The organism is Leptospiraceae bacterium, assembly GCA_016708435.1.
Classification (GTDB): domain Bacteria; phylum Spirochaetota; class Leptospiria; order Leptospirales; family Leptospiraceae; genus UBA2033.
In genome coordinates, this window is record JADJFV010000007.1 from 239,055 (window position 1) to 260,372 (window position 21,318).

Consider the following 21,318-nt stretch of genomic DNA (forward strand, 5'->3'; position numbering starts at 1 on the left):
ATTATCTCAAAATCTCTCTAGGTTTAGAGCCAATCTGAGGACCAACATATCCCCTCTCTTCCATCAGTTCCATAAGACGGGCTGCTTTATTATAACCAATTCGAAGTCGTCGTTGCAGATAACTAGCACTAGCCTTTCGATCTGTTTTAACAATCATCCAGGCTTCATCGAAGGAAGCTTCATCTTCTTCTGATGATTCTTCCTGGAAAGATTCTTCATCTAAGTTGATATCAACAAAATCAGGATCAGCATATTTACGAGACTCAATTACGATTTGTTCAATTTCATCTTCCGAAACATAAGGCGCCTGGATTCTTTGTAGATCAGGAGAAGTCGGGGACTTATACAAGAAGTCCCCCTTACCAAGAAGTGCATCTGCTCCACTGTAATCTAAAATAATTTTCGAGTCAGTCTTTTGTGCTACGTGAAATGCCATACGCGCCGGGCAGTTAGCCTTGATTAGCCCCGTGATAACATCTACCGATGGACGTTGCGTTGCCATTACAAGGTGAATTCCCACTGCTCTAGACTTCTGGCTAATACGTGTTATGTAGTCTTCCAATTCTTTTCCGGATACCATCATTAAGTCAGAAAGCTCATCTATAAAAATCACAATATAAGGCATATGATGATAACGCCCTTTAGAAAACTTCAATGAATTGGCAACTTTTTCGTTATATGTTTTTAAATCTCTACATTTCAATTCAGAAACTAAATTGTATCGAACTTCCATTTCTTGCACAGCCCAGGAAAGTGCTTTCGTTGCCTTACGCGGATCTGTAATCACCGGCATGAGTAGATGCGGTATATCCTCATATAACGCTAACTCTACCATCTTGGGATCAATCATAACAAAGCGAACATCTTCTGGTGACTTCGTAAAAATAAGAGAACAAATCATTGAGTTCATGGAAACAGATTTTCCAGAACCAGTCGTTCCTGCGACTAGCAAATGAGGAAGCTTATTTAAATCAATAGATACGCTGTCTCCCGTTATACTATCTTTACCTATAACGATGTTTAAATCACGAGTAGCGTTTAACGCGCTGTATTCCTTAAGCATATCGCCGAGAAACACATCGTCTCTATGTTTATTCGGAACTTCAATACCGATGGTAGACTTACCTGGAATTGGAGCAACCATACGAATACTCTTAACAGCTAAGTTTAATTTTAATTCGTCGGTAAGAGACGTTATGCGCCCTAGCTTAACACCCTGCGGTGGAGTTAATTCATAGCGGGTAATGATTGGTCCGCGCTGATAGGAGACGACCTTTGAATCATATCCATATTGCTTGATAATTTCTTGAATATGAAGACCAAGCTTTTCTGCTTCTAGTTTAAAAAGAGGATCTGATTTTTTCTCGGCTTTCTTTGATAGAATTCTATGCGATAAATAATATTCCGTATTTCGTTTTGGAACAATATCGGGAACGGTGGATTGTTTACGAATTGGTTTTGGTTTAGAGTTAGGAGATTCAACTTTATTACCAAAGAGATCTACTTCTTCGGTTTGTATACTTATATCCTGCAAATCATCGGCTAACACTTCTTCTTCGTCAGACATGAGTCCCGGTAAGGAATCAAGCTCATCTGAATTAGAAACGATAGCAGTAATCGGCTCGGCATCCATTACCTCATCTTGAAAATCATTTGGATCAACAACTCTACGCTCTGCACTTGTTGAAATAAATGCTTGCAGGTTATTCGCTGTTATCTCCTCTTCTAAAGGATTTGACTGAGTAATTTTACTTATGATTTGCGTTGGAGTCGATCTAAACTTTGGAACCGGATCCACTTTGATTTCTTCTTTATAAATTGGTTGTGGAACTCTTGGCTTTTGCGTTGTAATTACAGACTTGTATTCAAATTTTTCAATGATTTCAGGCTTAGAAGGTCTTATTGTAGGAGAATTTTTTATCTCTCGAATGGAAGGCTCTTCATTGGTAATCTCTTCTTCCAATTCACTGATAGGAGCTTCCATTTCTTCGTCCAATCCCTGCTCTCTTCTTCTTACTTCAAACCAGGGAATTTGTCCCGAGAGTTCTTCTTCTACTTCCTCTTCTTCTTTTTTGCGAACTAAACTAACATAAGAATCTAGCTTTTCTTTGATTGGGTATTTTACTAGAAACTCATTCCACTTCTTGAGCACATACTCTTTGTTTAACTCTCTGGGAGACTCTTTAAAAATAATCAAGGCTCCGTAAAGAAATATGACTACATTCAAAATAATTCTTCCCGACTGCCCGAAAACATATTCCATCGCAGTTGAAAATTTAAGACCAACGTAACCACCGCCGTCTTTGAGACTTGCGATATTTGTTTCAAATATACTACAAAAAATGGAAAATGCTAAAAGTATAATTGGAACGGATAATAGCAAATTACCCATATCTGGCTCTTTCTTTTGAAAACTCAATAGTCCAAAAATAAAACTTAATACACCTAACATATAGGCAGCGCGCCCAAATAAATAAAAAGCGATGTAGCCAAAATAATGTCCGAGTCTTCCAAATAGATTTGCAGACTGAGCCACATCTACATCTTGAAATGAAAGTAGCGAAAAAAAGCAAAATATACTAAAAAACAAAAATCCATAAGGACTAAACGCCCTCGTCTTTGGACTTAAATCCATTTTTTTCTTAGAAGTTGATGGTGGTTTGATGCCAGACATAGTTTTACTCCTTTAATATCGGCAACCTGAGAAAATTGAGACAGTTTTTTCCCAATAAATCGAGCCAACGATGGAAGATTACCAGGAATGCACACGAATAGATTAAAGTATCTCTCGCTAATGCTTTGGAAGTGCTGTTTGCAACATATAGACACTATGGTTTTCACAAAGCACACAAAGTGGATGCTCTCTTGGTGTTCTTTGAGTTTTATTTTTTTGACAAGGAAATTAAGATTAAAAAAATGAATTAAATGCTAATTATCAGTAACCAATCCATTTCACCAGCTTTAGATTAATAAGTTTTCTAAACTTCAATGCCTATTCTTCTAATTCTACTATTTCTAGTTTCTTGTAATAAAACAGCACTACCCCTATTTCCTAAAGGCGTTTCTTCCATCACAACAGGCTGGGAAGGCAAACGTAGTTTATCTGCAGAGGAATGTAAAAAATGCCATAGCGAAACACATTCCCAATGGAAAGATGGAATGCATGGCAAAGCATGGATAGATCCCCTATTCCAAAATGCGTTTAGAATTGAACCACAGGAGTGGTGTGTCAATTGCCACGCTCCCCTTTCAGAACAGAAAAGAGAATTTCTAGACAAAGATAATTCAGATAAATCCTTATTAGCCGAAGGAATTAATTGCGTAGCCTGTCATGTTCGAAATGGAAAAGTATTGGGCTCTAAGAATTTCAAAGATGAATACCATGAAGTCATCCAGTTCGAATATCTTTCCTCCTCTGAATTTTGCGAAAACTGTCATCAGTTCAATTTTCCCCGTTTTCAAAAGGATAAGATTCATTATTCGACTGAGCCGATGCAAAATACATTTACAGAATGGAAAAGCTCAGGAATTACTCGCACCTGTCAGGATTGTCATTACGATGGACATAAGCTTCTAGGAAATCATAACCCGGAAAGACTAAGAAAAGATTTTTCCGAAATAGACTATGAATTTTCGGAAAAAGGGCTACTTCATATTAGCCTGAAACTGAATAAGAACCGCGCTCATATTCTTCCTACAGGAGATTTGTTTCATTCGATTCAATTGGAAATCGCAACGGACCCTAATTACAAGCATATGCACTATCGCAAGAAATGGGCACGGACTTACGGCATTGGAAACATTGGCGGAAATACATTCTGGAATCGCACACTCATCCGCAATACAGGCATTAGCCCCGATGAGGATAATATCTCATTAACAATTGATGCACCTACTTCAAAAAAAAATCTCTATGCTAGGTTAGTCTATTATTTTCATGACGAAGAACTCGGTGGAAGAAATGATTTGTCATTAGAACAGAAAATGTTTGTTATTCGAGAGAAGATTTTAAAGATTACCGCAGATTACCACAGATGAACACAGATGGATTTATAATCTTAAGCCATTTTCAAAAATAACAGGAACAAGGAATAACAATGGAAAATGTAAAAATAGATCCGATGTGGTATGTCTTAATTGTAGGATATTTTATTCTCAATTTTTTTATTAAATATTTTATAGGTAAATACAAAGAAGAAAGAGCCGCTACAAATAAGGAAAATCCGCAAAGTGCAAAACCTCCACAAGGTGGTGGCGACAAGAAGCCAGCCCAAGGTGGCGGAGATAAAAAACCAGCACAAGGAGGTGGCGATAAAAAAGGAGGTCCACCACCACCACCGAAAAAATAAGTAAAATAATACAATATACTTATTTACGCCAAATTTCTATTACCCTACTCTAATTTCAAATCTTCTAATGTTTTGGGAACAAAGTTTGGATCGCATTGTTTGGGCTCATTAGAATTTTTTGTTAGATTATAAGAAACGTCTTCGTCTTTTTTTTCTCCGAAGATGTTTCGAACCTTGTCCTTTGTAAAAACAACAGAGTCTTGATTTGATATGGACTTACATGGACTAAACTTTGGAGTACCTGATAATCCTGTGATGTATTCTTCCGGTCTCCGACCTTTGCCATCAAACTCTTTGCTACGCTCGGCGTGACTCAGTTCAATAATATTTGGACCACATCCTTTTTCGAAATTAATAACTAAGTCTCCCTTTTCCATTTTCCATTTTCCGATTGAATACATTAACGAAACATTTTCTTCGGCACCATATCTATAAGCTCCACTACCTCCCTGACCAGACCATGGAGGATCAAATGGAGCAATGGCGACACCACTATCACAAAGTATATAATCTTTTCCACCACGAGGAACATATCCGATACTAAGCTTACCGACCAAATCGCTTTGAGAGTATTCTTTTGGATTCAAAAGTTTTTGAATCTTAGTTTCCCACTCTGGGTCTTTGCGTAGATTTTCCATATCAGGGTCTTTTTCAATGTAGGCTATTGCGTTGTAGCCTCTATCGATTGCTTTCGCCAAATACTCATAAGCCTCATTTACTTGATTCAATCGACTATGAGAACAAGCAGTATTATAAAGAGCCAATTCAGGGCGAGGTGTGCTTAGGTATAAGGCAACATCATAAGCAAGAATTGAATCTTCTAAGCGATTGATATTAGAAAGAGAATTTCCATAATTATAATAAGTTTCACCAAGCGGATAAGAGTCAATTGACTTTTCATAAAGCTCGACTGCTTCTTTGTCCTTCTTGGCTTTGTATAAAACAAATGCCTGCGAGTTAAGCTTTTTGGCTTCTGCAAGTCTTTTCTCATGTTCAGCGGCATATTCTAATTTGGCGTTCCAATAATTAACCCATTGTTTGGAAAAATAATTTTTAGTAGGTTCGGCTACTATTTTAGAATTCTCTTCCTTCTTGCAAAATGTAAAAGCTAATAAGACAACTAACGTTAAAAAAGAAGTTTTTTTCATTTTTAAATCTACTCCTGTATAAACTTGCCTTCCAAAAAAGACAAATATTCTTTTAATGTCAATGTATTAAAGAAAATAAATTGAAAGAACCGATTCAATCTACCTTTTTAAATTAAGCCTTTCCGGTTGAACCAAATCCGCCTGCTCCGCGCTCGGTATTGAGAGAAATCTCGGTCACCAATTTCCATTCTATATCCATTGAGCGGCTAACAAGCATTTGCGCGATACGAAGTCCATTGGTAATGGCAAAGGGAGATTGACTCAGATTTAATAAGGGAACAAAAACCTGTCCCCGGTAATCAGAATCAATAGTGCCGGGAGAATTTGGAATTAGAATATTTTCCTTGGAAGAAAAACCAGAACGTGGACGAATTTCTACAAAATAACCATTAGGAATTTCCAAACAAAAACCTGTCGGAATTAAAACCGTCTCTCCAACCGGCAAAATAATATTAGCCTTTGGACAATAAGCCGCAATATCCATCGCCGCCGCACCCGTTGTTTTTTTCTCTGGGAGCTTTACATCGGGATAAAATTTTTGTATTTTGATTTGAATATTATTCATTTAGGACTCCAATTGAATTTAAGTTTGACATAGTAAATTAAAAAGCCATTGCAACAGTCATTTCGAACTAGCGGCATCCGAGAATGCGCCGTGAGAAATCTACCTTAGTTCTTAATGAGAGAAAAACCATTTCTTTTTTTTGTCAGATAGACCTCTCACCGAAAAGCTAGTTCGAGGTGACAGGGGTAAATCTTCATATACTTCAATCACATCCTATATCTTAGTATGTATCTTCTTAATATCAGCTTTAGATATATTTCCAATTCCTGTAAAATGCATTTGATCTACGGCAAATATTTTTTGCACGAGTTCATTGATTTCATCGAGAGTAACTGAGAATAGCTCATCGAGTCTGTCCTGGTAACCGTAAAAATTTCCAAAGTAAAGTTCTTGCATAGCAATGTCTGTCATTCTATTTTCAGGAATTTCATATCCAATGGCGAGTCCGCCTTTTTGATTTCCTTTCGAAAATACAAGCTCGTCCTGGGTGAATCCATCTTTTTTCAAAAGACGAATTTCTTCTAAGATAGAATCAACAGCTAGTAAAAGCTTATCCTTAGAAGTCCCGCAGTTAATATTCATTATCCCCGTATCCAAGTAAGAAGAAGGAAAAGAGCTGATGCTATAACAGAGTCCTTTGTCCTCTCTAATTTTTTGAAATAAACGGGAAGACATTCCTCCACCGAAGATATTAGAAATAACATTGAGCCGAACAGCAGTTTTAAAATCGCGGGCAAAGCCTTCTGCCCCAAGTAGAAAGTTTACCTGCTCTAAATTTCTTTTGATAAAATGAACACTGAAAGATTTTTCTACAGGCTCATTCTTAAGTGCGGCTAATGGTCTGTCTACTCTCATACTAAAGAATTTTTCTGAAAGCTTTTGCACTTGGTCGTCAGGAAAATCTCCCGCAACGGATAATACCATTCTACCGGGGATATAATGCTTTTTATAATAAGCCTGGATTGATTCTGAAGTCGCAGCGGCTACTGATTCGCGGGAGCCAATGATATCTTGACCGAGAGGATGATTTTTAAAAATATTTTTAAAATATTGATCATACACATAATCATCGGGACTGTCTTCATAGCTTTTTAATTCTTCTAGGATTACATTCGATTCATTTTTAATATCTTCTTGTTTTAGAAGTGGATGAAAAACCATATCCGAAAGAATATCAAGTCCAAGTTCTAGCTCAGAGGAAGCAACTGTCACATAATAGTAAGTATACTCACGAGAAGTGACAGCATTAAAAAAGCCACCTACTCGCTCAATATCTTCTGCTTGTTTTTTGGCTGTTCTTTTGTCGGTGCCTTTGAAAAGCATATGCTCAAGAAAATGAGTGTAACCCTTTTCGGATTCATCTTCATATCTTGAGCCAATCTTTACCCAGAGCCCAATGGCAACGCTTGTCGCATTGGGCACAGGTTGAAATAAAACTGTTAGACCGTTAGAGAGTTTACTCTTATTTAGCCTTAAGTTCATTTATCAGGAGTGATGTTCCTGCTGCATTGCATCTTTGCGGGAAAGATCCATTTTCCCCTGTCTGTCTACACCTAGAACTTTTACACGAATGATTTCGCCTTCGGAGACTACATCTCTTACAGCGTTCACACGTTTAGAATCTAGTTTAGAAATATGGCAGAGACCTTCTTTACCGGGAAGAATTTCTACGAAAGCTCCGAAGTCAGTGATGCGTTTGACTTTACCCTCATAGATTTTTCCCACTTCCACTTCTGCGAACATACCTTCGATAATATCGAGAGCTTTCTTAGAAGACTCAGCGTCAGGACTAGAAATAGTAACTTTTCCATCGTCGTCAATGTTGATATCAGCTTTACTTTGTTCAATGATAGAGCGGATATTTTTTCCACCGGGACCGATAAGTTCTCCAATTCTATCTTTTGGAATCATCTTGATCGTAATACGAGGGGCGGTCTTAGATAGTTCAGCAGCCGACTGTGTAATGGATTTTTCCATTTCGTTTAGGATGTGAGTTCTACCGCGCTCTGCTTGTGCAATTGCTTTTTCCAAAACATCGAGGCCAACGCCTGTTATCTTCAAATCCATTTGGAAAGCAGTAATACCTTTACGAGTTCCTGCCAATTTAAAATCCATATCGCCAAAATGATCTTCAATACCAGCAATATCAGTTAGTATCGCAAACTCTTTATTAGGCGAAGTGATAAGTCCCATTGCAACACCAGAAACCGCTGCTTTAATAGGAACACCACCGGACATCATCGCAAGAGACCCACTACAAACAGATGCCATTGAGCTAGAACCATTTGATTCTAAGATTTCAGAGACAAGTCGTATAACGTATGGAAATTCTGTAAACTTAGGAAGAACAGCTTTTAAAGCTCGCTCTGCTAAATTTCCATGTCCAATTTCACGACGTCCAGGACTACCGGAACGTTTTACCTCTCCAACAGAGAATGCTGGAAAGTTATAATGCAGCATGAAGTTCTTTTCTTTTTGACCTTCGATTGTCTCATAACGCTGATTATCCGCAACAGTTCCAAGAGTTACTACTCCTAGAGATTGAGTTTGACCGCGTGTAAATACGGCAGAACCGTGAGCACCGGGTAATACGTTTAATTCGCAAGAGATGTCTCTGACTTCTTCTAATTTTCTTCCATCAGCTCGTAAGCCTTCTTTGAAAATTAAATCACGAACGACTTCTGCTTCTACTTCGTGAAGGAAATTTTTAACTTCTTTTAATTCTAAATCAGTTAGATTTTGTTCTTTGAAGTAAGCAACGGTTTCTGCGTTTGCATCAGAAATTCCTTTTGATCTTGCTTGCTTATCCGAATTGCGATTAGCAGTAGAGATTTTTTCAATAGAATAATCTCTTACTTTTTTAAATAGAGCTTCGTCTTTTACTTTGAGCTTGATTTCTTTTTTTGGATTATTTACAATCTTCGCAAATTCAGATTGAAAGGTAACATTTGCTTTGATGTATTCATGTGCAAATTTTAAAGCATCTAGTAAGTCGTGGTTACTTAGTTCTTTGCATTCGCCTTCAATCATTACGATTGAGTCAATGGTTCCAGCAACGATAATGTCCATATCTGATTTCGCAATCTGGTCATTCTCAGGGTTATATATCAATTTGCCGTCAATTCTTCCTACACGCACACCAGCTAAAGGTCCGTGAAATGGAATATTAGAAACCATTAACGCTGCACTAGCCGCATTAATCGCATGACCTTGTGTAGAAATATTTTTATCAGCTGAGAGGACAGTTACGATTAGCTGCACTTCACAGAAGTAACCTTCTGGAAACATAGGACGAATCGGTCTGTCTATGATGCGAGAGAGTAATACTTCGTATTCGGAAGGTTTGCTTTCTCGCTTGATGTATCCGCCAGGAATTCTTCCAACAGAATACATCTTTTCAGTGTATTCACAAGTGAGAGGGAAAAAATCCTGTCCTTCTTTAGATTCGTCAACCGCGCATACAGTTGCAAGCATAACAAGGTTGCCGACTCTGTAGACTACACTACCATCGGCTTGTTTCGCCCAATTGCCAGACTCAATGGATATAGCTTCCCTATCGAAATTTAGATTGTGTTTATATGTCATAGTAGATCCTGAATTACTTTCTTAATCCAAGTCTCTTGATAAGATTTCTATATCTTTCAAGATTTTTAGATTTTAAGTAGTCCAGCATCTTCTTTCTCTGGCTAACAAGTCTTAAGAGACCTCTACGAGAGAGATGGTCTTTTTTGTGCGTTCCAAAATGAATGTTTAAATCATTGATTCGGCTGTTTAAAAGCGCGATTTGCACTTCAGGGGATCCAGTATCTCCAGCTTTTTGCTGGTAGTCAGTGATGATTGTTTTCTTAATTTCTGTTGTTATCATATTACGTTAGTATTCTTCTATTTTAGACCAAGTTATTTAGGTGCGACTATTGATAAACTAATTTTCATCAGGATTGTAAAAAACTTTCAAGTAGCGATAAGGCAAATGGGATTTCTTATCAACGGTGCTGCACCATGCGAGGAGATTGCCGGAGTTGTCTCTGAGTAAGAAATCCCCTTCTAATCCTTTCCGGTCAACGTATCCACCGTGTCGAACTGATTTAGTTTCTTTTTCATTTAAATCAATCCAGGGAAATAATATCAATTCTTCTAACTTGGAAAATTTACAGTCCGGTAAGAGAACTTCCTCTACGGATAGAGCATGATCGAGTGAAATTTTTCCAATAGAAGTGCGAACTAGGCTTTCCATATACATGGGAAAGGAAAGAGCTTCGCCTAAATCTATGACAATTTTTCGAATATAAGTCCCAGAGCTAACTCTAAGTTTCATTTCAAATCCAAATTCGGTTAAATTTTGGGATTGGAATTCATAGATTTTCATCTTGCGACTAACGGATTCAAATTCTATTCCACCGCGAAAAAGAGAAGATTGTCGCATCCCACCTACTTTCAAGGCAGATATTACAGGAGGAATTTGTGATGTAGTGTCTATGATTTTAGAAATTTCTTCTTCAATACGAGTAATATTGTCTGAGAAAAATGCTTTTATCTCTTCGGGAGTTCTTTCGTCAATTGTGTTTCCGTCACGATCACCGGAGTCTGTGCTTTTCCCAAAACGAACTTTCGCAAAATAACCCTTATCCTCTTCTAAAAACACACTCGAAAAGGAAGTATAATCTCCAAATGGTAAAATGAGTAATCCTTCAGCGGCTTTATCTAAAGTGCCCGTGTGCCCGATCTTGATAGGCTTTTTATGCTTTTTGATTTTTAAAACCAGGTCAGAGGAAGTAATTCCTGCCGGTTTTAAAATTAGAAAAAATCCTGAATTAATCCTTTGATTCCTCTTCTACTTGAGGCAAGTCGTTGTTATTCAGCAATTCCTTATTTTCAGGGGGCAAATCTTCCTTATGCACTAAACCTTCTGTCTCAGCCTGGTAATTTCGAATTGGAGGTAGGTTATCTATGAAGTCATTCACTTCGAGGGACTTGATATAATCATCATCCCATAAAAAAGTAATCTTTGGTGTTAAACGAAGCTGTAAGTCTTTAGCAATGATATGCTGAAAAAAACCCTTAGCAGTGCGAAGTGCATTTAATAAAGACTTCTTGCCTTTCTCGTCTACGTAAGAGGTTACCCAGACTTTGACTGCCGCCATATCATTCGAAAGCTCTGCCCTATGAACGGAAACGATTCCAATTCTAGTATCTTTCATTTTACCAGAGACAATCAGTTTAGCGATTGACTTGATAATTTCCGATTCAATTTTTTTCTTACGCGTTTCGTTCATGATTTTTTTGCTTTAACGTTACCCAAGGGCGGGGCTTAAGCCCCGCCCTTGGGTAATTGTTTAGAGTTTTCTTGCGATTGAGTTGATCTCGTATACTTCGATTTCGTCGCCGACTACAAAGTCGTTGAATCCATCTACTAAGATACCGCATTCAAATCCTGTTAATACTTCGGAGACATCGTCTTTCACACGTTTGAGTGATTTTAACTTGCCGTCGAAGATAACAACGTTATCCCGCACAACTCGAATGAGGTTGTTCTTTTGAATCTTACCGGATGTAACCATACAACCAGCAATGTTTCCAACTTTAGAGATTTTGAATATATCTCTGATTTCAAGCTTACCAACGTTCTTCTCAACTTTTTCAGGTTCAAGAAGTCCTTCCATTGCAGCCTTGATTTCATTTACTACATCGTAAATGATACTGTAGTATTTAATCTGAACGCCTTCTTTATCGGCGAGCGCCAAAGTTCTTGGATTCGCACGAACATGGAAACCTACCACGAGAGCGTTAGACGCAGATGCAAGCATAACGTCAGTATCCACAATCGCACCAGTTCCAGCATGAATCACGTTTAGTTTCACATCACCGGTAGAGAGTTTCTCGAGAGACTCTTTGATTGCCTCAGCAGAACCACGAACGTCAGTCTTGATAATAATCTTGAGTTCTTTGAGTCCACCCTGAGAAATAATTTCGTTCATGTTGTCTAAAGTTACTTTGATAACTGTGGAAGCCTGTCCGATACGTTGGTATTCTTTTCTGTGTTGAGAAATATTTCTAGCTTCTTTCTCATCACGGATAACGTCAAACGGATCTCCTGCATCAGGCACGGCTTCAAGACCTGTCACAAGAACAGGAGAAGAAGGATCTGCAAATTGCATTTGATGACCATGATCGTTATACATAGCACGCACGCGACCGGAATGAACACCTGCTAAGAATGGATCTCCAATTCTTAGAGTTCCATTTTGAATAAGAACAGTAGCCACAGCGCCACGACCCGGATCTAGTTTTGCTTCGATGATAGTTCCCTTGGCAATTCTATTTGGATTTGCTTTTAAGGTTAACATCTCAGACTGAATGAGAATCATTTCGAGAAGTTTATCAATTCCGATATTTTCACGAGCAGAGATTTTACAAATGATAGTTTTACCACCCCACTCTTCTGGAAGTAAATCCAAGTTTGTGAGTTCTTGAAGCACTTTATCCACGTTAGCCGCAGGTAAATCAATTTTGTTAATAGCAACAATAATAGGAACATCGGCTGCCTTAGCGTGATTCACCGCTTCTACGGTTTGCGGCTTAACACCGTCATCCGCAGCAACAACTAACACTACAATATCAGTAATCGAAGCACCACGAGCCCGCATAGAGGTAAATGCTTCGTGACCTGGAGTATCTAAGAAAGTAATCACACCGCGAGGAGTTGCCACTTGGTAAGCACCAATGTGCTGTGTAATTCCACCGGATTCTGTATCAATGACAGCACTCTTACGAATGGTATCGAGTAACTTTGTTTTACCGTGATCGACGTGACCCATGATAGTAACAACAGGCGGACGATTGATATAATCCTCTGGAGAATCTTTTTCTTCCTGGATGACTGTTTCTTCATATAAAGAAACAATCTTAACTGCACAACCATACTCGTCTGCGAGTAGAATAGCTGTATCGCTATCAATTACGTTATTGATTGTAACCATCATACCCATTTTCATGAGCTTAGCGATTACATCCCCTGGTTTTAGGTTTAATTTTTTAGCAAGCTCACCAACTTGAACATTTTCCATAATGGAAATTTCTTTTGGGACGGTAGTTCCTGACATTGGAATACCTTGTTGCTTTTTATACATTTGCTTAAAGAATTTGCTATTCTCTTGAGAGCGGTCATTCGCTTTGTCACGATTTCTATCGAATGTGCTACCTGGAATATTTCTTTTGCGACTAGCAGATATTCCTGAAGTTGCTGCATCTTTTGTGATATCTAAAGAACTTTGCCCAAATCCGCCCTGTCCACTTCCACCACTTCCCTGTCCCGGTCTTGGAGGATAAGGACGATTGCCCCCACTACCTTGTTGTCCTGGTCCACCGGGTCTCGGAGGATACGGTCTTGGAGGATAAGGACGATTGCCCCCACCACCTTGCTGTCCCTGTCCACCGGGTCTTGGAGGATAAGGGCGATTGCCCCCACCACCTTGTGAAGAGTCACGATTTGTCTGTTGACCCCCGACTGGTTTTTGTGGTCTGGAAACGATTGGGTTTCTATCGCCTGTTCTTACTGGATAAACGGGATTAACAGACTGTCTCTGATTGCCCTGGTTACCTTGATTAGAACCTTGATTAAAATTTTGCTGCTGATTTTGATGATAAGAAGGTTGTTTCTTCTGTTCATGATGAGTCGTTTGAGTGGAATGAGATTCGGTGTGCTCTTTTTCTTTCTCTTTCTCTTTTTCCTTATTAACAGACTCAGGAACATTTCTATTTACAATGATTCTGGCATTTGATTCATCGGTGGGTCGAACAAATGGCTTTGGAGCAAGTTGCTGCCTTTCATTTTCTTCTTTTACTAGAACGTCCAAATCCTTCTTAGGTTTTGGCGAAGCCGATACGTTCGATGTAGTTGTATCAGCAATAGGAGAAGGTTTTCTCTTAATCACAATTTTTTTGTGAGAAGAATCTTGTCCTTGCAGAAGCTTATCTTTGATTGATTTGTTATCTTTTTTTTCTTCCATAATTTCTTTGCCACTCATAAATAGAGTGCCAGCGGTTTAGCCTGCTTAGCCCTCCTCTACAAATTCTACTGACTCAGAAAGAAGTCTTAGAATTTGCTCCGAAGTTGTCAATCCAACACCCGGAATCTTGGCAAGATCTTCCGACTGCATTTCGATAAGTGTTTCTACATCATTTACTCCACCACTTTGTAAGAGACTAATTACACGAGAAGTTAAACCAGGAATTTCACTTAAAGGAGTTCCCTTTGAGTCGTCTTCCGATTCAACCGCTTTTGAATGGGTTGCTACATGATTATTAAATAGTTTATCCAATCTATCACGAGCTTCTGGAGAAGTCATGTCTTCGTTGTATTGCGAAACAGATTTGATATCAATTTTAAATTGGCAAAGCTGAACGGCTAATTTAACATTAGACCCACTAGAACCAATGGCAAGAGAAAGAGAATCGTCAGGAACAATAACCAAAGCTTCGCGGTTATCATGATCGACTCTTACTTCTACCGGCTTAGCAGGAGAAATTGCATTTGTAATAAATTCGGAAGGGTTGTCGGAGTATTGGATAATGTCGATTCGCTCATTGCCAAGTTCACGAACGATAGATTGAATTCGAACACCTTTCATACCAACACAAGCACCAACAGGATCAATATCGCTTCGTGTTCCGCGAACTACGATCTTAGTTCTTACTGACGGCAAACGAGCAATATCCACAATCTGGACAAGTCCATCATAGATTTCAGGAATTTCCATCTCAAATAATTTCTTAACAAAGTCACCGGAAGCACGGGAAAGTGTGATTACAAGACCGGTGTCTCTAAATTTATCTTTGCGAAGCTCTACACGGGAGATAATAGCTTTTAGTCTATCACCTGCTTTGTATTTTTCGCCGGGGTTTTGCTCTTTCTTGGGCATAACGCCTTCTACTTTACCAAGATCAATACTCATAGTGTCTTTGTTAATCCATCTCTGGAAATAACCATGAGTCAATTCCCCTTCTTTGACTTTGTATTCATTGAATAATAGCTCTCGCTCCATTTCTTTCAATTTTTGAAAGACCATCTGGCGAGCTTGATTAGAAACGATACGCGATAGTTCTATTGGTTTTTCTTTGAATTGGACTGTTCCACCAATTTCAGCATTTGCATCTATTGCTTTTGCCTTAGCAAGAGAAATTTCAAAAGGAGAATCACTAGTAGCTTCTACAACCTTCTTAGGAACTACAATGACAACTTCATTTTTTTCACTGAACTCAACATTTACATCTGCATCACTGCTTACTTCAAGACCTAACTTCTTTTTATAAGCTCCCACTAGAGAGTCTTTAATTATATTCAAGACAGAGTCTTTAGAAAGACCTTTGTCAGAACAAAATTGTTGAATTGCTTCAAATAGATTCGTTTCGTTGTTTACTTGTTTCGTTGCCATATTAAAATTTAATGTATAAATTACCTTTTAAAATATCGTTCTTATCCAAACTAATTTTTTCACCTAACAACCTTTTACTTTTATGGTTCAAAGGCTCTAGAGTTACAACAGTGCCGTCAAATGCTAAGATTTGAAAGACATTATTCACTTTCTTACCTTTTTCCAAATAAAAAATCTTCACAGGCACATTTAGAAACCTACCCAGATCTTCTGGTAGTCTAAGTTCCCTCTCTGCCCCTGCTGATGAAACCTGAATTGTATAATTTTCTTGCCCATGTGCAGTCTCAAGAAAATCGCCAAGTCGTCTTGAAACTTTTTCGCAGTCCGTTATAGAAACCGAACCCCTTGGGTCTTGGAGATTATCCAGATTAATCTCAATTAGAAAATGGTCATTGGCTGCTTGTACTTCTAAGGAATACAATTGAATTGGATGTTCAATTATAGTAGATAATACTTCCTTAATCTCAGACTCTGTTAATGCCAATAATAAACCTTTTCTCCAGACAACTTTTAACCTGATTCAAAAATAATGAACTAAGGCAGGTTAAAATTTCACATTAAAAAGGTAGGCTAGGCTGTAAAGTAAAAAATATTTTTGTTCAGTTTCCTTTTAGAATCCTCTCACTCCTCTCCGGTCTAGGAACGGTTTCTTCTCCGGTTCAAGTATAGGTTGCTAGGGCAATTTGACCCGCACAACCACCGAAGATATAAGCGGAGCTAGACCGGAGGTGAGTTATGGACGGGTAAAAGGATGGGTTTTCCTACCCCTTCTTACAACCGCGAGGGATAAGCCAGGAGGATTTGAGCTTTCTAGTGCGAGCGTCTCCTGTGACCGGGATTTTCATGCCGGTGATTTCTTCGATATTGGCGACTGTGGTGAGGTATTCGTCTAGATTCTTACGTTTTGCTTCCTGGCTATTGGGGATTATCCACGCGATTACTTCGTCTTTACCGCGGATGATTACTTTCCAGAATGCGTCGGGTGTTCTGACTCCATGGGATTCTACAAAATAATCGTCTTCTGTATTGTCTCCCCAAATCACACCGCCCAGGATAAGCAATTCATCAATATCGCGGTAACACTCTGTTATCTCCTCAGTCAATAGCCAGGCTCCTCGATTCATTCCCGCTGCTTGTGGTAGGATATTGGTCATATAATTGCTTTGTTTAATTGCGACAGCGGAGAAATCCATATGATTCGCAGGAACTTGGTGACCACGATCGTATTTTTTCCCATAGGTCTTTCCATTTTTTTGTTGGCAATCTTTCGGAACATCGGGGTCTAGTGTAAATTTTTCCTCGCGAGGTTCATTCCCATTATCTCTCTGTGCATTGTAGCGAAATTTTACCGCCGCTCTTTCTTTGCAATCGAGCCAAAGAGTAAAACCTTCGTAGTGTTTTTCGAGTAGCTGATCTTCTATTCCTTCAGTTTCGCTTTTAGGAGGCTCAACAGGAACGTTAGACGGAATCGAATTTGGAATTGGAACGGTTTTTCTTTGCGGCTCTGCACAGGCAGTAAGTAAAAAAGCGAGAAGAGAGAACGAAAGAAGAGTTTTCATTTTCATAGTTATTTCCAGTATTTATTGAATTATAGTAATGCTTTTACAACTTTTCATATTCAAAGTTTGTGATGTTACGTGTGTCGCGAGAAAATTCTACGCCGATTAAATAGATTTCTTTTTGATTTGGTAAAATGTATTTTTCGTAGTATTTTTTTTCTTTGATTTGCGCAAGGGCGGAGCCTGTTTGTGTTAGTTCGATGACTTTGAATTCTATCACATAAACTTTTCCAGCATAGAATACAGTCATATCCACTTGCCCGTTGTTTGTCACATCTTCTGTTCTTACATCAAGACCGATTGCAGTAAAATAGCAATAGAAAATAGATGCATAATACCCTTCGTAATTAGCAATTGTATTATTTCTATACCAATCATGTGGAATAGAAGCATAGAAGGAATAGAAAATATTCTTTAACTCTGCTAAATCATTTTTCTTTAGAGCTTCGTAAAAGGCAAATTTGATTTTGTTTGTTTTCTTCCCAATATTTGAAATAGAGCTTAGGATAATAGATGTTAAACTCATCTTGACTTCCATATTCGGAAATCCCAATGTATAAATAATTTCTTCTAAGACTCTTTCTTTTTTTACAATTGTTAAATAGCCAGTCTGAAAGAGTAACACTTCTAGCTCAATGCTATCTACATCAAAAGCTCCCATTTCTTCCTGAGTAACCTGAATATGCTCCATATTAATTGCATTGTATTGATTCTCTTTAATTAATTCGAGGAGAAAAGAGGGATTACCCGTTTCAAACCAGTAATTTTTAAATTCTTTACTGTCTAAATACAAAAGGATATCAAAAGGATTATAAACTTTATCTCCTAGAAAATTGTAACCATTGTACCATTGCTTCAAATCTTCTCTGTTTACATCTAAAAGCATTTCATCAAAGACAGATAATTCTTTTTCTGTATAGCCGCAGATTGTCGCATAACGTTCATCTAGAGTAATATCTTGAAGATTATTCAGTCCACTAAAAAGATTCACCTTCGAAAACTTGGAAACTCCTGTAATAAAAACAAATTTGATAAATGCATCGGCTCCCTTAATCACGGAGTAAATATTTCGAAGACCATCGCGCATCTCTCTTGCTACTTCTTTATTTGCAATATTATCTAGAATTGGTTTATCATATTCATCTACAAGGATCACCACTTTCTCGGAATATTTTTGTTCGAGTCCCATAATGAGTTCTCTAAATCTTCCAGAGATAGTTTCATTTTTTAATTCGATAGATTCTTTTTCGCAGTGCTCTCTGAGTATTTCACCAATCACAATATCTAAAATATTTTTGTCTCGAAGAACTCCACTACCGAAGTCGATACGAATCACGGGATATTTTTTATTCCAATTCCAGTTTTCTTCTAAATAGAGCCCTTTGAATAATTCTTTATTCCCTAAGAAAGCTTCCCTTAGAGTATCCAAAAAAAGACTCTTTCCAAACCTCCGTGGGCGAGACAGAAAATAGTATTTTCCAGCCTCCACAAGATTAGAGAGAACTTTTGTTTTATCTACATAATAGTATTTTTCCTGAATGATTTCGGAAAATGTCTGAATCCCGATTGGAAGTTTCTTCACAAGTTAAGAATTGATTTTTCGAGTCGTTTGTCAAGATGAAAAGATGTTTGACAACCAAAGTCGATTCTTCTTACTAATAATATTGTGAGTTTTATAGCTGTCATCCCCGAAATTTTCTATCGGGGATCTGTGTTACTTGATATTTATCAAACCAGTCGCAGTCAATAAATCGTTGGCAAAATCTTAACAACAACGCACTCTGATAATAAATAGATAACCAGTAAAATGTTTTCATTCAATAAATACCAAACTTCCCCGAATCAAAACCGTTGCCATTTTTTCACAAGAGATTCCCGATTAAAGATTTCGGGAATGACAATTCTGTTAATCCTACTTCTCACCAACTGTGTCCGATTCAAGATTGACAATCTAAAACCAACCCTACTCGGAAAAATTAAAATCGGCACCGACCTAACAGAAGTCGATGGACAAATAGTAAACAACGCATTGATTAACATTCCCTTTCGAATTCCAATCAACGCAAACAGACTATATATCACAGACTATAACAACTCCTATGTAAAAGTATACGGAAATGACGGAGACTTAGATTTTATCATTGGAAATGTGCCTTCTAAGAATAATTTAAAAATAAAAGTTCTAAATCAAAAACTGGGCAATATCGGGCTACTCGCTGTTAGCAGTGAAGATGATCTATTCATTCAAAATCGCATTTCGTCTAACGTGTCCGCGGGAGAGATTGCAAAAGAAAATAGCTTTGCAAAAAATTCAGGTTATTTCGACACAAAAGAAAAAGAAAGCATCGCCTCTTACCTACTCCATATGGATAGCAAAGGAAAAATGGTTTCTATCATCGGAGTCTCTGGAAAAAACTCAGAGCCGTTTCGCTATATTGAAAGTCTCTACGCCTTCGACAAAAACCGATTAGCCGTATATCACAAATTTGCAGAGCAGATGCAACTTAATTACTATGTAAACGATGAACTTGTAGGAACGATCAAAGAAGGAAATCTTTCCATCTTTACAGGACCTGATTCCGTAGACTACAAAATAAAACTAGACACTATCATTCCTCATAAAGACGGCGAATACGCGTTAGTCTCTTTTAGCTTCATTGGGAAAAAAGACTCTCGTTTTAAGTTTAGAAGAATTTATAAATATGCACTAAACGCAATCGAGCCTGAAGCTCTCTTAAAAGAATTGCAATACCCTTCCGAAATTCTTTTTTCTGTCAATACGAGCAAAGAATTTTTTATCTGGGAAACAGAGAACAAGGGAGAAAGCGTTAAACTACAAGTCCACGATAAAGATGGAAATCATATCAACAATAAACGCCTGCAATTTCCTTCTCCGCGGCTCAATTGGCGAGAGACTTATATGGATGAAAACGACAATGTATACTCTGTTAAGACAAGTGCCGGGTATTTGGAATTATACTCTTGGAATTAAAGGATAGATAAAATGGGAAGCGGATACCACTCAAGATCACCGGAAGAGCTAAGACAATACTTAGATAGCTTCAATCTAAAATCTAAAAAAAAGCCTTTGATGCAATATATCATCCTGGCGAACATCATCGGAATAATGTTTGTATTGTTTGTAATCTTTCAAGATCAAAATTTGAGCTCTACTTTTAAACCGTCCAATAAAATCCAGGTTGAAGAACTAGAAGCCTACTTTACTCGTTCCAACGAATCAAGCCCTGAATCAACTAGCTATTTTCTATTTGTAAAAAACACTACCACGGCGGATAACGCATTTCCGAAAGCAGATATGCGAGTTGTATTGACTCTTACAACAGAAGAAAAAGAAGAATGTCTACAAAAGAAATACGAATTGCCGATTAAAAAAATTACTCCCAAGAGCACAGAATTCTTTTCTCTATTAATCGAAGAAAAAGAAATGAAAAAGACAGCTACTTGCGATACATTCTTTCACCGCAAAAAGAAAAAAGCCTTCACAGAATTATTCACAAAAGGTAATAGCAAATTTACCCCTGATTTAAACCTAATCTACAAAGACCAAATTTATAGGATGAGTATACCCAATTGAAACTTAGATCAAAAAAACACCCCGGACAAACCTGGTTTGCAACACTCAGCATTTATTTCTTCGGCAGTATCCTGCTGCGTTTATTCTACAAGATAAAAGTAGAAGGCGGAGAGAATATCCCAAAGACAGGATCTTTAATTGTATTAGCCAAGCACCAGCGGCTAAATGATATTCCCCTCGGGTGCGCTGCCATCTACGCCAAGTCAAGAAGAAGGGCTTGGTGTATCATGAAAGATACGCTCAATATTCCTTATTTATTTGGTTATCTATTGAAGTGCGGTGGAATTCCAATTGATAGAAAAAATCCAGAGAAGACAAAAGAAAGCTTCACCTTTGCCAAACACGTATTACACCACGACCAAGTCATGTGTATTTTTCCAGAACAAACTTTCTTCCCATGGAAAATGGGAAAAGGAAAAGTGCCAGGCTTTAGAGTTTTAGCGGGTAAGCCTGAGAAGCCTCTGCAAATCATCTGTGTCGGTTTCGAATACGGTCACGAGAAATGGAGAACAAGCGTAACGATTCGCATCGGTAAAGTCGCCTACTTCACAAAAGACGATTCGCCAGAAGCCTACCTCCACGAAAAAATGAAAGAGCTTGCTGCACTTTCTAATTTGGAGTATACATTTCCAATGCAGACGGCTAAGGAAGAATAACCACACCCAAAACGT

Annotated in this window: 18 protein-coding genes; 5 read left to right on the plus strand and 13 right to left on the minus strand. The window is 38.0% G+C overall.

Features of this window, described 5'->3' with window-relative positions; genetic code table 11:
- Nucleotide 1 precedes the first annotated feature (1 nt).
- Nucleotides 2-2,674, minus strand: a complete 2,673-nt coding sequence (locus IPH52_12970; GenBank protein ID MBK7055940.1) for a DNA translocase FtsK 4TM domain-containing protein — start codon at nucleotides 2,672-2,674, stop codon at nucleotides 2-4.
- 314 nt (nucleotides 2,675-2,988) lie between these two features.
- Here IPH52_12970 and IPH52_12975 point away from each other — a divergent pair, with 314 nt between their 5' ends.
- The gene (locus IPH52_12975) at nucleotides 2,989-4,038 is read left to right on the plus strand and encodes a hypothetical protein (GenBank protein MBK7055941.1); all 1,050 of its coding nucleotides are present in this window, start codon (nucleotides 2,989-2,991) and stop codon (nucleotides 4,036-4,038) included.
- 59 nt (nucleotides 4,039-4,097) lie between these two features.
- Nucleotides 4,098-4,349, plus strand: a complete 252-nt coding sequence (locus tag IPH52_12980; GenBank protein ID MBK7055942.1) for a hypothetical protein — start codon at nucleotides 4,098-4,100, stop codon at nucleotides 4,347-4,349.
- Between the two features lie 44 nt (nucleotides 4,350-4,393).
- Here the strand turns inward: IPH52_12980 and IPH52_12985 are convergent, their stop codons facing one another.
- From IPH52_12985 to IPH52_13040, 12 genes are all read right to left on the minus strand, one after another.
- Nucleotides 4,394-5,497 (minus strand): hypothetical protein, encoded by a 1,104-nt coding sequence (locus IPH52_12985; protein MBK7055943.1) that lies wholly within the window; start codon nucleotides 5,495-5,497, stop codon nucleotides 4,394-4,396.
- 112 nt (nucleotides 5,498-5,609) lie between these two features.
- Complete coding sequence (dut, locus tag IPH52_12990) at nucleotides 5,610-6,053, minus strand: dUTP diphosphatase (protein MBK7055944.1); 444 nt, start codon at nucleotides 6,051-6,053, stop codon at nucleotides 5,610-5,612.
- A 222-nt stretch (nucleotides 6,054-6,275) separates the two neighbouring features.
- Entirely contained in the window at nucleotides 6,276-7,544 is a 1,269-nt protein-coding gene (locus IPH52_12995; GenBank protein ID MBK7055945.1) for an insulinase family protein, read from the minus strand.
- 3 nt (nucleotides 7,545-7,547) lie between these two features.
- The gene (gene pnp, locus IPH52_13000; protein MBK7055946.1) at nucleotides 7,548-9,647 is read right to left on the minus strand and encodes a polyribonucleotide nucleotidyltransferase; all 2,100 of its coding nucleotides are present in this window, start codon (nucleotides 9,645-9,647) and stop codon (nucleotides 7,548-7,550) included.
- 13 nt (nucleotides 9,648-9,660) lie between these two features.
- On the minus strand, nucleotides 9,661-9,927 hold the full coding sequence (gene rpsO / locus IPH52_13005) for a 30S ribosomal protein S15 (GenBank protein MBK7055947.1): 267 nt from the start codon (nucleotides 9,925-9,927) through the stop codon (nucleotides 9,661-9,663).
- 57 nt (nucleotides 9,928-9,984) lie between these two features.
- Nucleotides 9,985-10,878: a tRNA pseudouridine(55) synthase TruB gene (gene truB / locus IPH52_13010; GenBank protein MBK7055948.1), complete on the minus strand. Its 894-nt coding sequence runs from the start codon at nucleotides 10,876-10,878 to the stop codon at nucleotides 9,985-9,987.
- Nucleotides 10,874-11,335: a 30S ribosome-binding factor RbfA gene (rbfA, locus tag IPH52_13015; protein MBK7055949.1), complete on the minus strand. Its 462-nt coding sequence runs from the start codon at nucleotides 11,333-11,335 to the stop codon at nucleotides 10,874-10,876. Before rbfA ends, truB begins: the two co-directional genes overlap by 5 nt.
- Nucleotides 11,336-11,395: 60 nt before the next feature.
- Nucleotides 11,396-14,068, minus strand: coding sequence for a translation initiation factor IF-2 (gene infB / locus IPH52_13020; GenBank protein MBK7055950.1), 2,673 nt, complete (start codon nucleotides 14,066-14,068; stop codon nucleotides 11,396-11,398).
- A 45-nt stretch (nucleotides 14,069-14,113) separates the two neighbouring features.
- Entirely contained in the window at nucleotides 14,114-15,493 is a 1,380-nt protein-coding gene (gene nusA, locus IPH52_13025; GenBank protein MBK7055951.1) for a transcription termination/antitermination protein NusA, read from the minus strand.
- Between the two features lies 1 nt (nucleotide 15,494).
- Complete coding sequence (gene rimP / locus IPH52_13030; GenBank protein MBK7055952.1) at nucleotides 15,495-15,977, minus strand: ribosome maturation factor RimP; 483 nt, start codon at nucleotides 15,975-15,977, stop codon at nucleotides 15,495-15,497.
- Nucleotides 15,978-16,254: 277 nt separating this feature from the next.
- Nucleotides 16,255-17,052: a DNA/RNA non-specific endonuclease gene (locus tag IPH52_13035; protein MBK7055953.1), complete on the minus strand. Its 798-nt coding sequence runs from the start codon at nucleotides 17,050-17,052 to the stop codon at nucleotides 16,255-16,257.
- A 43-nt stretch (nucleotides 17,053-17,095) separates the two neighbouring features.
- Entirely contained in the window at nucleotides 17,096-18,634 is a 1,539-nt protein-coding gene (locus IPH52_13040) for an ATP-binding protein (protein ID MBK7055954.1), read from the minus strand.
- Between the two features lie 312 nt (nucleotides 18,635-18,946).
- Between IPH52_13040 and IPH52_13045 the strand changes: the two genes are divergently transcribed.
- From IPH52_13045 to IPH52_13055, 3 genes are read left to right on the plus strand one after another with little or no spacing between them, the layout of a single operon-like run.
- Nucleotides 18,947-20,044, plus strand: coding sequence for a hypothetical protein (locus IPH52_13045; protein MBK7055955.1), 1,098 nt, complete (start codon nucleotides 18,947-18,949; stop codon nucleotides 20,042-20,044).
- A 12-nt stretch (nucleotides 20,045-20,056) separates the two neighbouring features.
- Entirely contained in the window at nucleotides 20,057-20,647 is a 591-nt protein-coding gene (locus tag IPH52_13050; GenBank protein ID MBK7055956.1) for a hypothetical protein, read from the plus strand.
- Nucleotides 20,644-21,303, plus strand: a complete 660-nt coding sequence (locus IPH52_13055; protein ID MBK7055957.1) for a 1-acyl-sn-glycerol-3-phosphate acyltransferase — start codon at nucleotides 20,644-20,646, stop codon at nucleotides 21,301-21,303. Before IPH52_13050 ends, IPH52_13055 begins: the two co-directional genes overlap by 4 nt.
- Nucleotides 21,304-21,318: the final 15 nt, after the last annotated feature.

Excerpts from the sequence above, each read along its gene's own strand:
- IPH52_12970 (MBK7055940.1), bottom strand. The coding sequence starts at position 2,674 with ATGTCTGGCATCAAACCACCATCAACTTCTAAGAAAAAAATGGATTTA.
- IPH52_12975 (MBK7055941.1), top strand. The coding sequence starts at position 2,989 with ATGCCTATTCTTCTAATTCTACTATTTCTAGTTTCTTGTAATAAAACA.
- IPH52_12980 (MBK7055942.1), top strand. The coding sequence starts at position 4,098 with ATGGAAAATGTAAAAATAGATCCGATGTGGTATGTCTTAATTGTAGGA.
- IPH52_12985 (MBK7055943.1), bottom strand. The coding sequence starts at position 5,497 with ATGAAAAAAACTTCTTTTTTAACGTTAGTTGTCTTATTAGCTTTTACA.
- IPH52_12995 (MBK7055945.1), bottom strand. The coding sequence starts at position 7,544 with ATGAACTTAAGGCTAAATAAGAGTAAACTCTCTAACGGTCTAACAGTT.
- pnp (MBK7055946.1), bottom strand. The coding sequence starts at position 9,647 with ATGACATATAAACACAATCTAAATTTCGATAGGGAAGCTATATCCATT.
- rpsO (MBK7055947.1), bottom strand. The coding sequence starts at position 9,927 with ATGATAACAACAGAAATTAAGAAAACAATCATCACTGACTACCAGCAA.
- rbfA (MBK7055949.1), bottom strand. The coding sequence starts at position 11,335 with ATGAACGAAACGCGTAAGAAAAAAATTGAATCGGAAATTATCAAGTCA.
- infB (MBK7055950.1), bottom strand. The coding sequence starts at position 14,068 with ATGGAAGAAAAAAAAGATAACAAATCAATCAAAGATAAGCTTCTGCAA.
- nusA (MBK7055951.1), bottom strand. The coding sequence starts at position 15,493 with ATGGCAACGAAACAAGTAAACAACGAAACGAATCTATTTGAAGCAATT.
- IPH52_13035 (MBK7055953.1), bottom strand. The coding sequence starts at position 17,052 with ATGAAAACTCTTCTTTCGTTCTCTCTTCTCGCTTTTTTACTTACTGCC.
- IPH52_13045 (MBK7055955.1), top strand. The coding sequence starts at position 18,947 with ATGACAATTCTGTTAATCCTACTTCTCACCAACTGTGTCCGATTCAAG.
- IPH52_13050 (MBK7055956.1), top strand. The coding sequence starts at position 20,057 with ATGGGAAGCGGATACCACTCAAGATCACCGGAAGAGCTAAGACAATAC.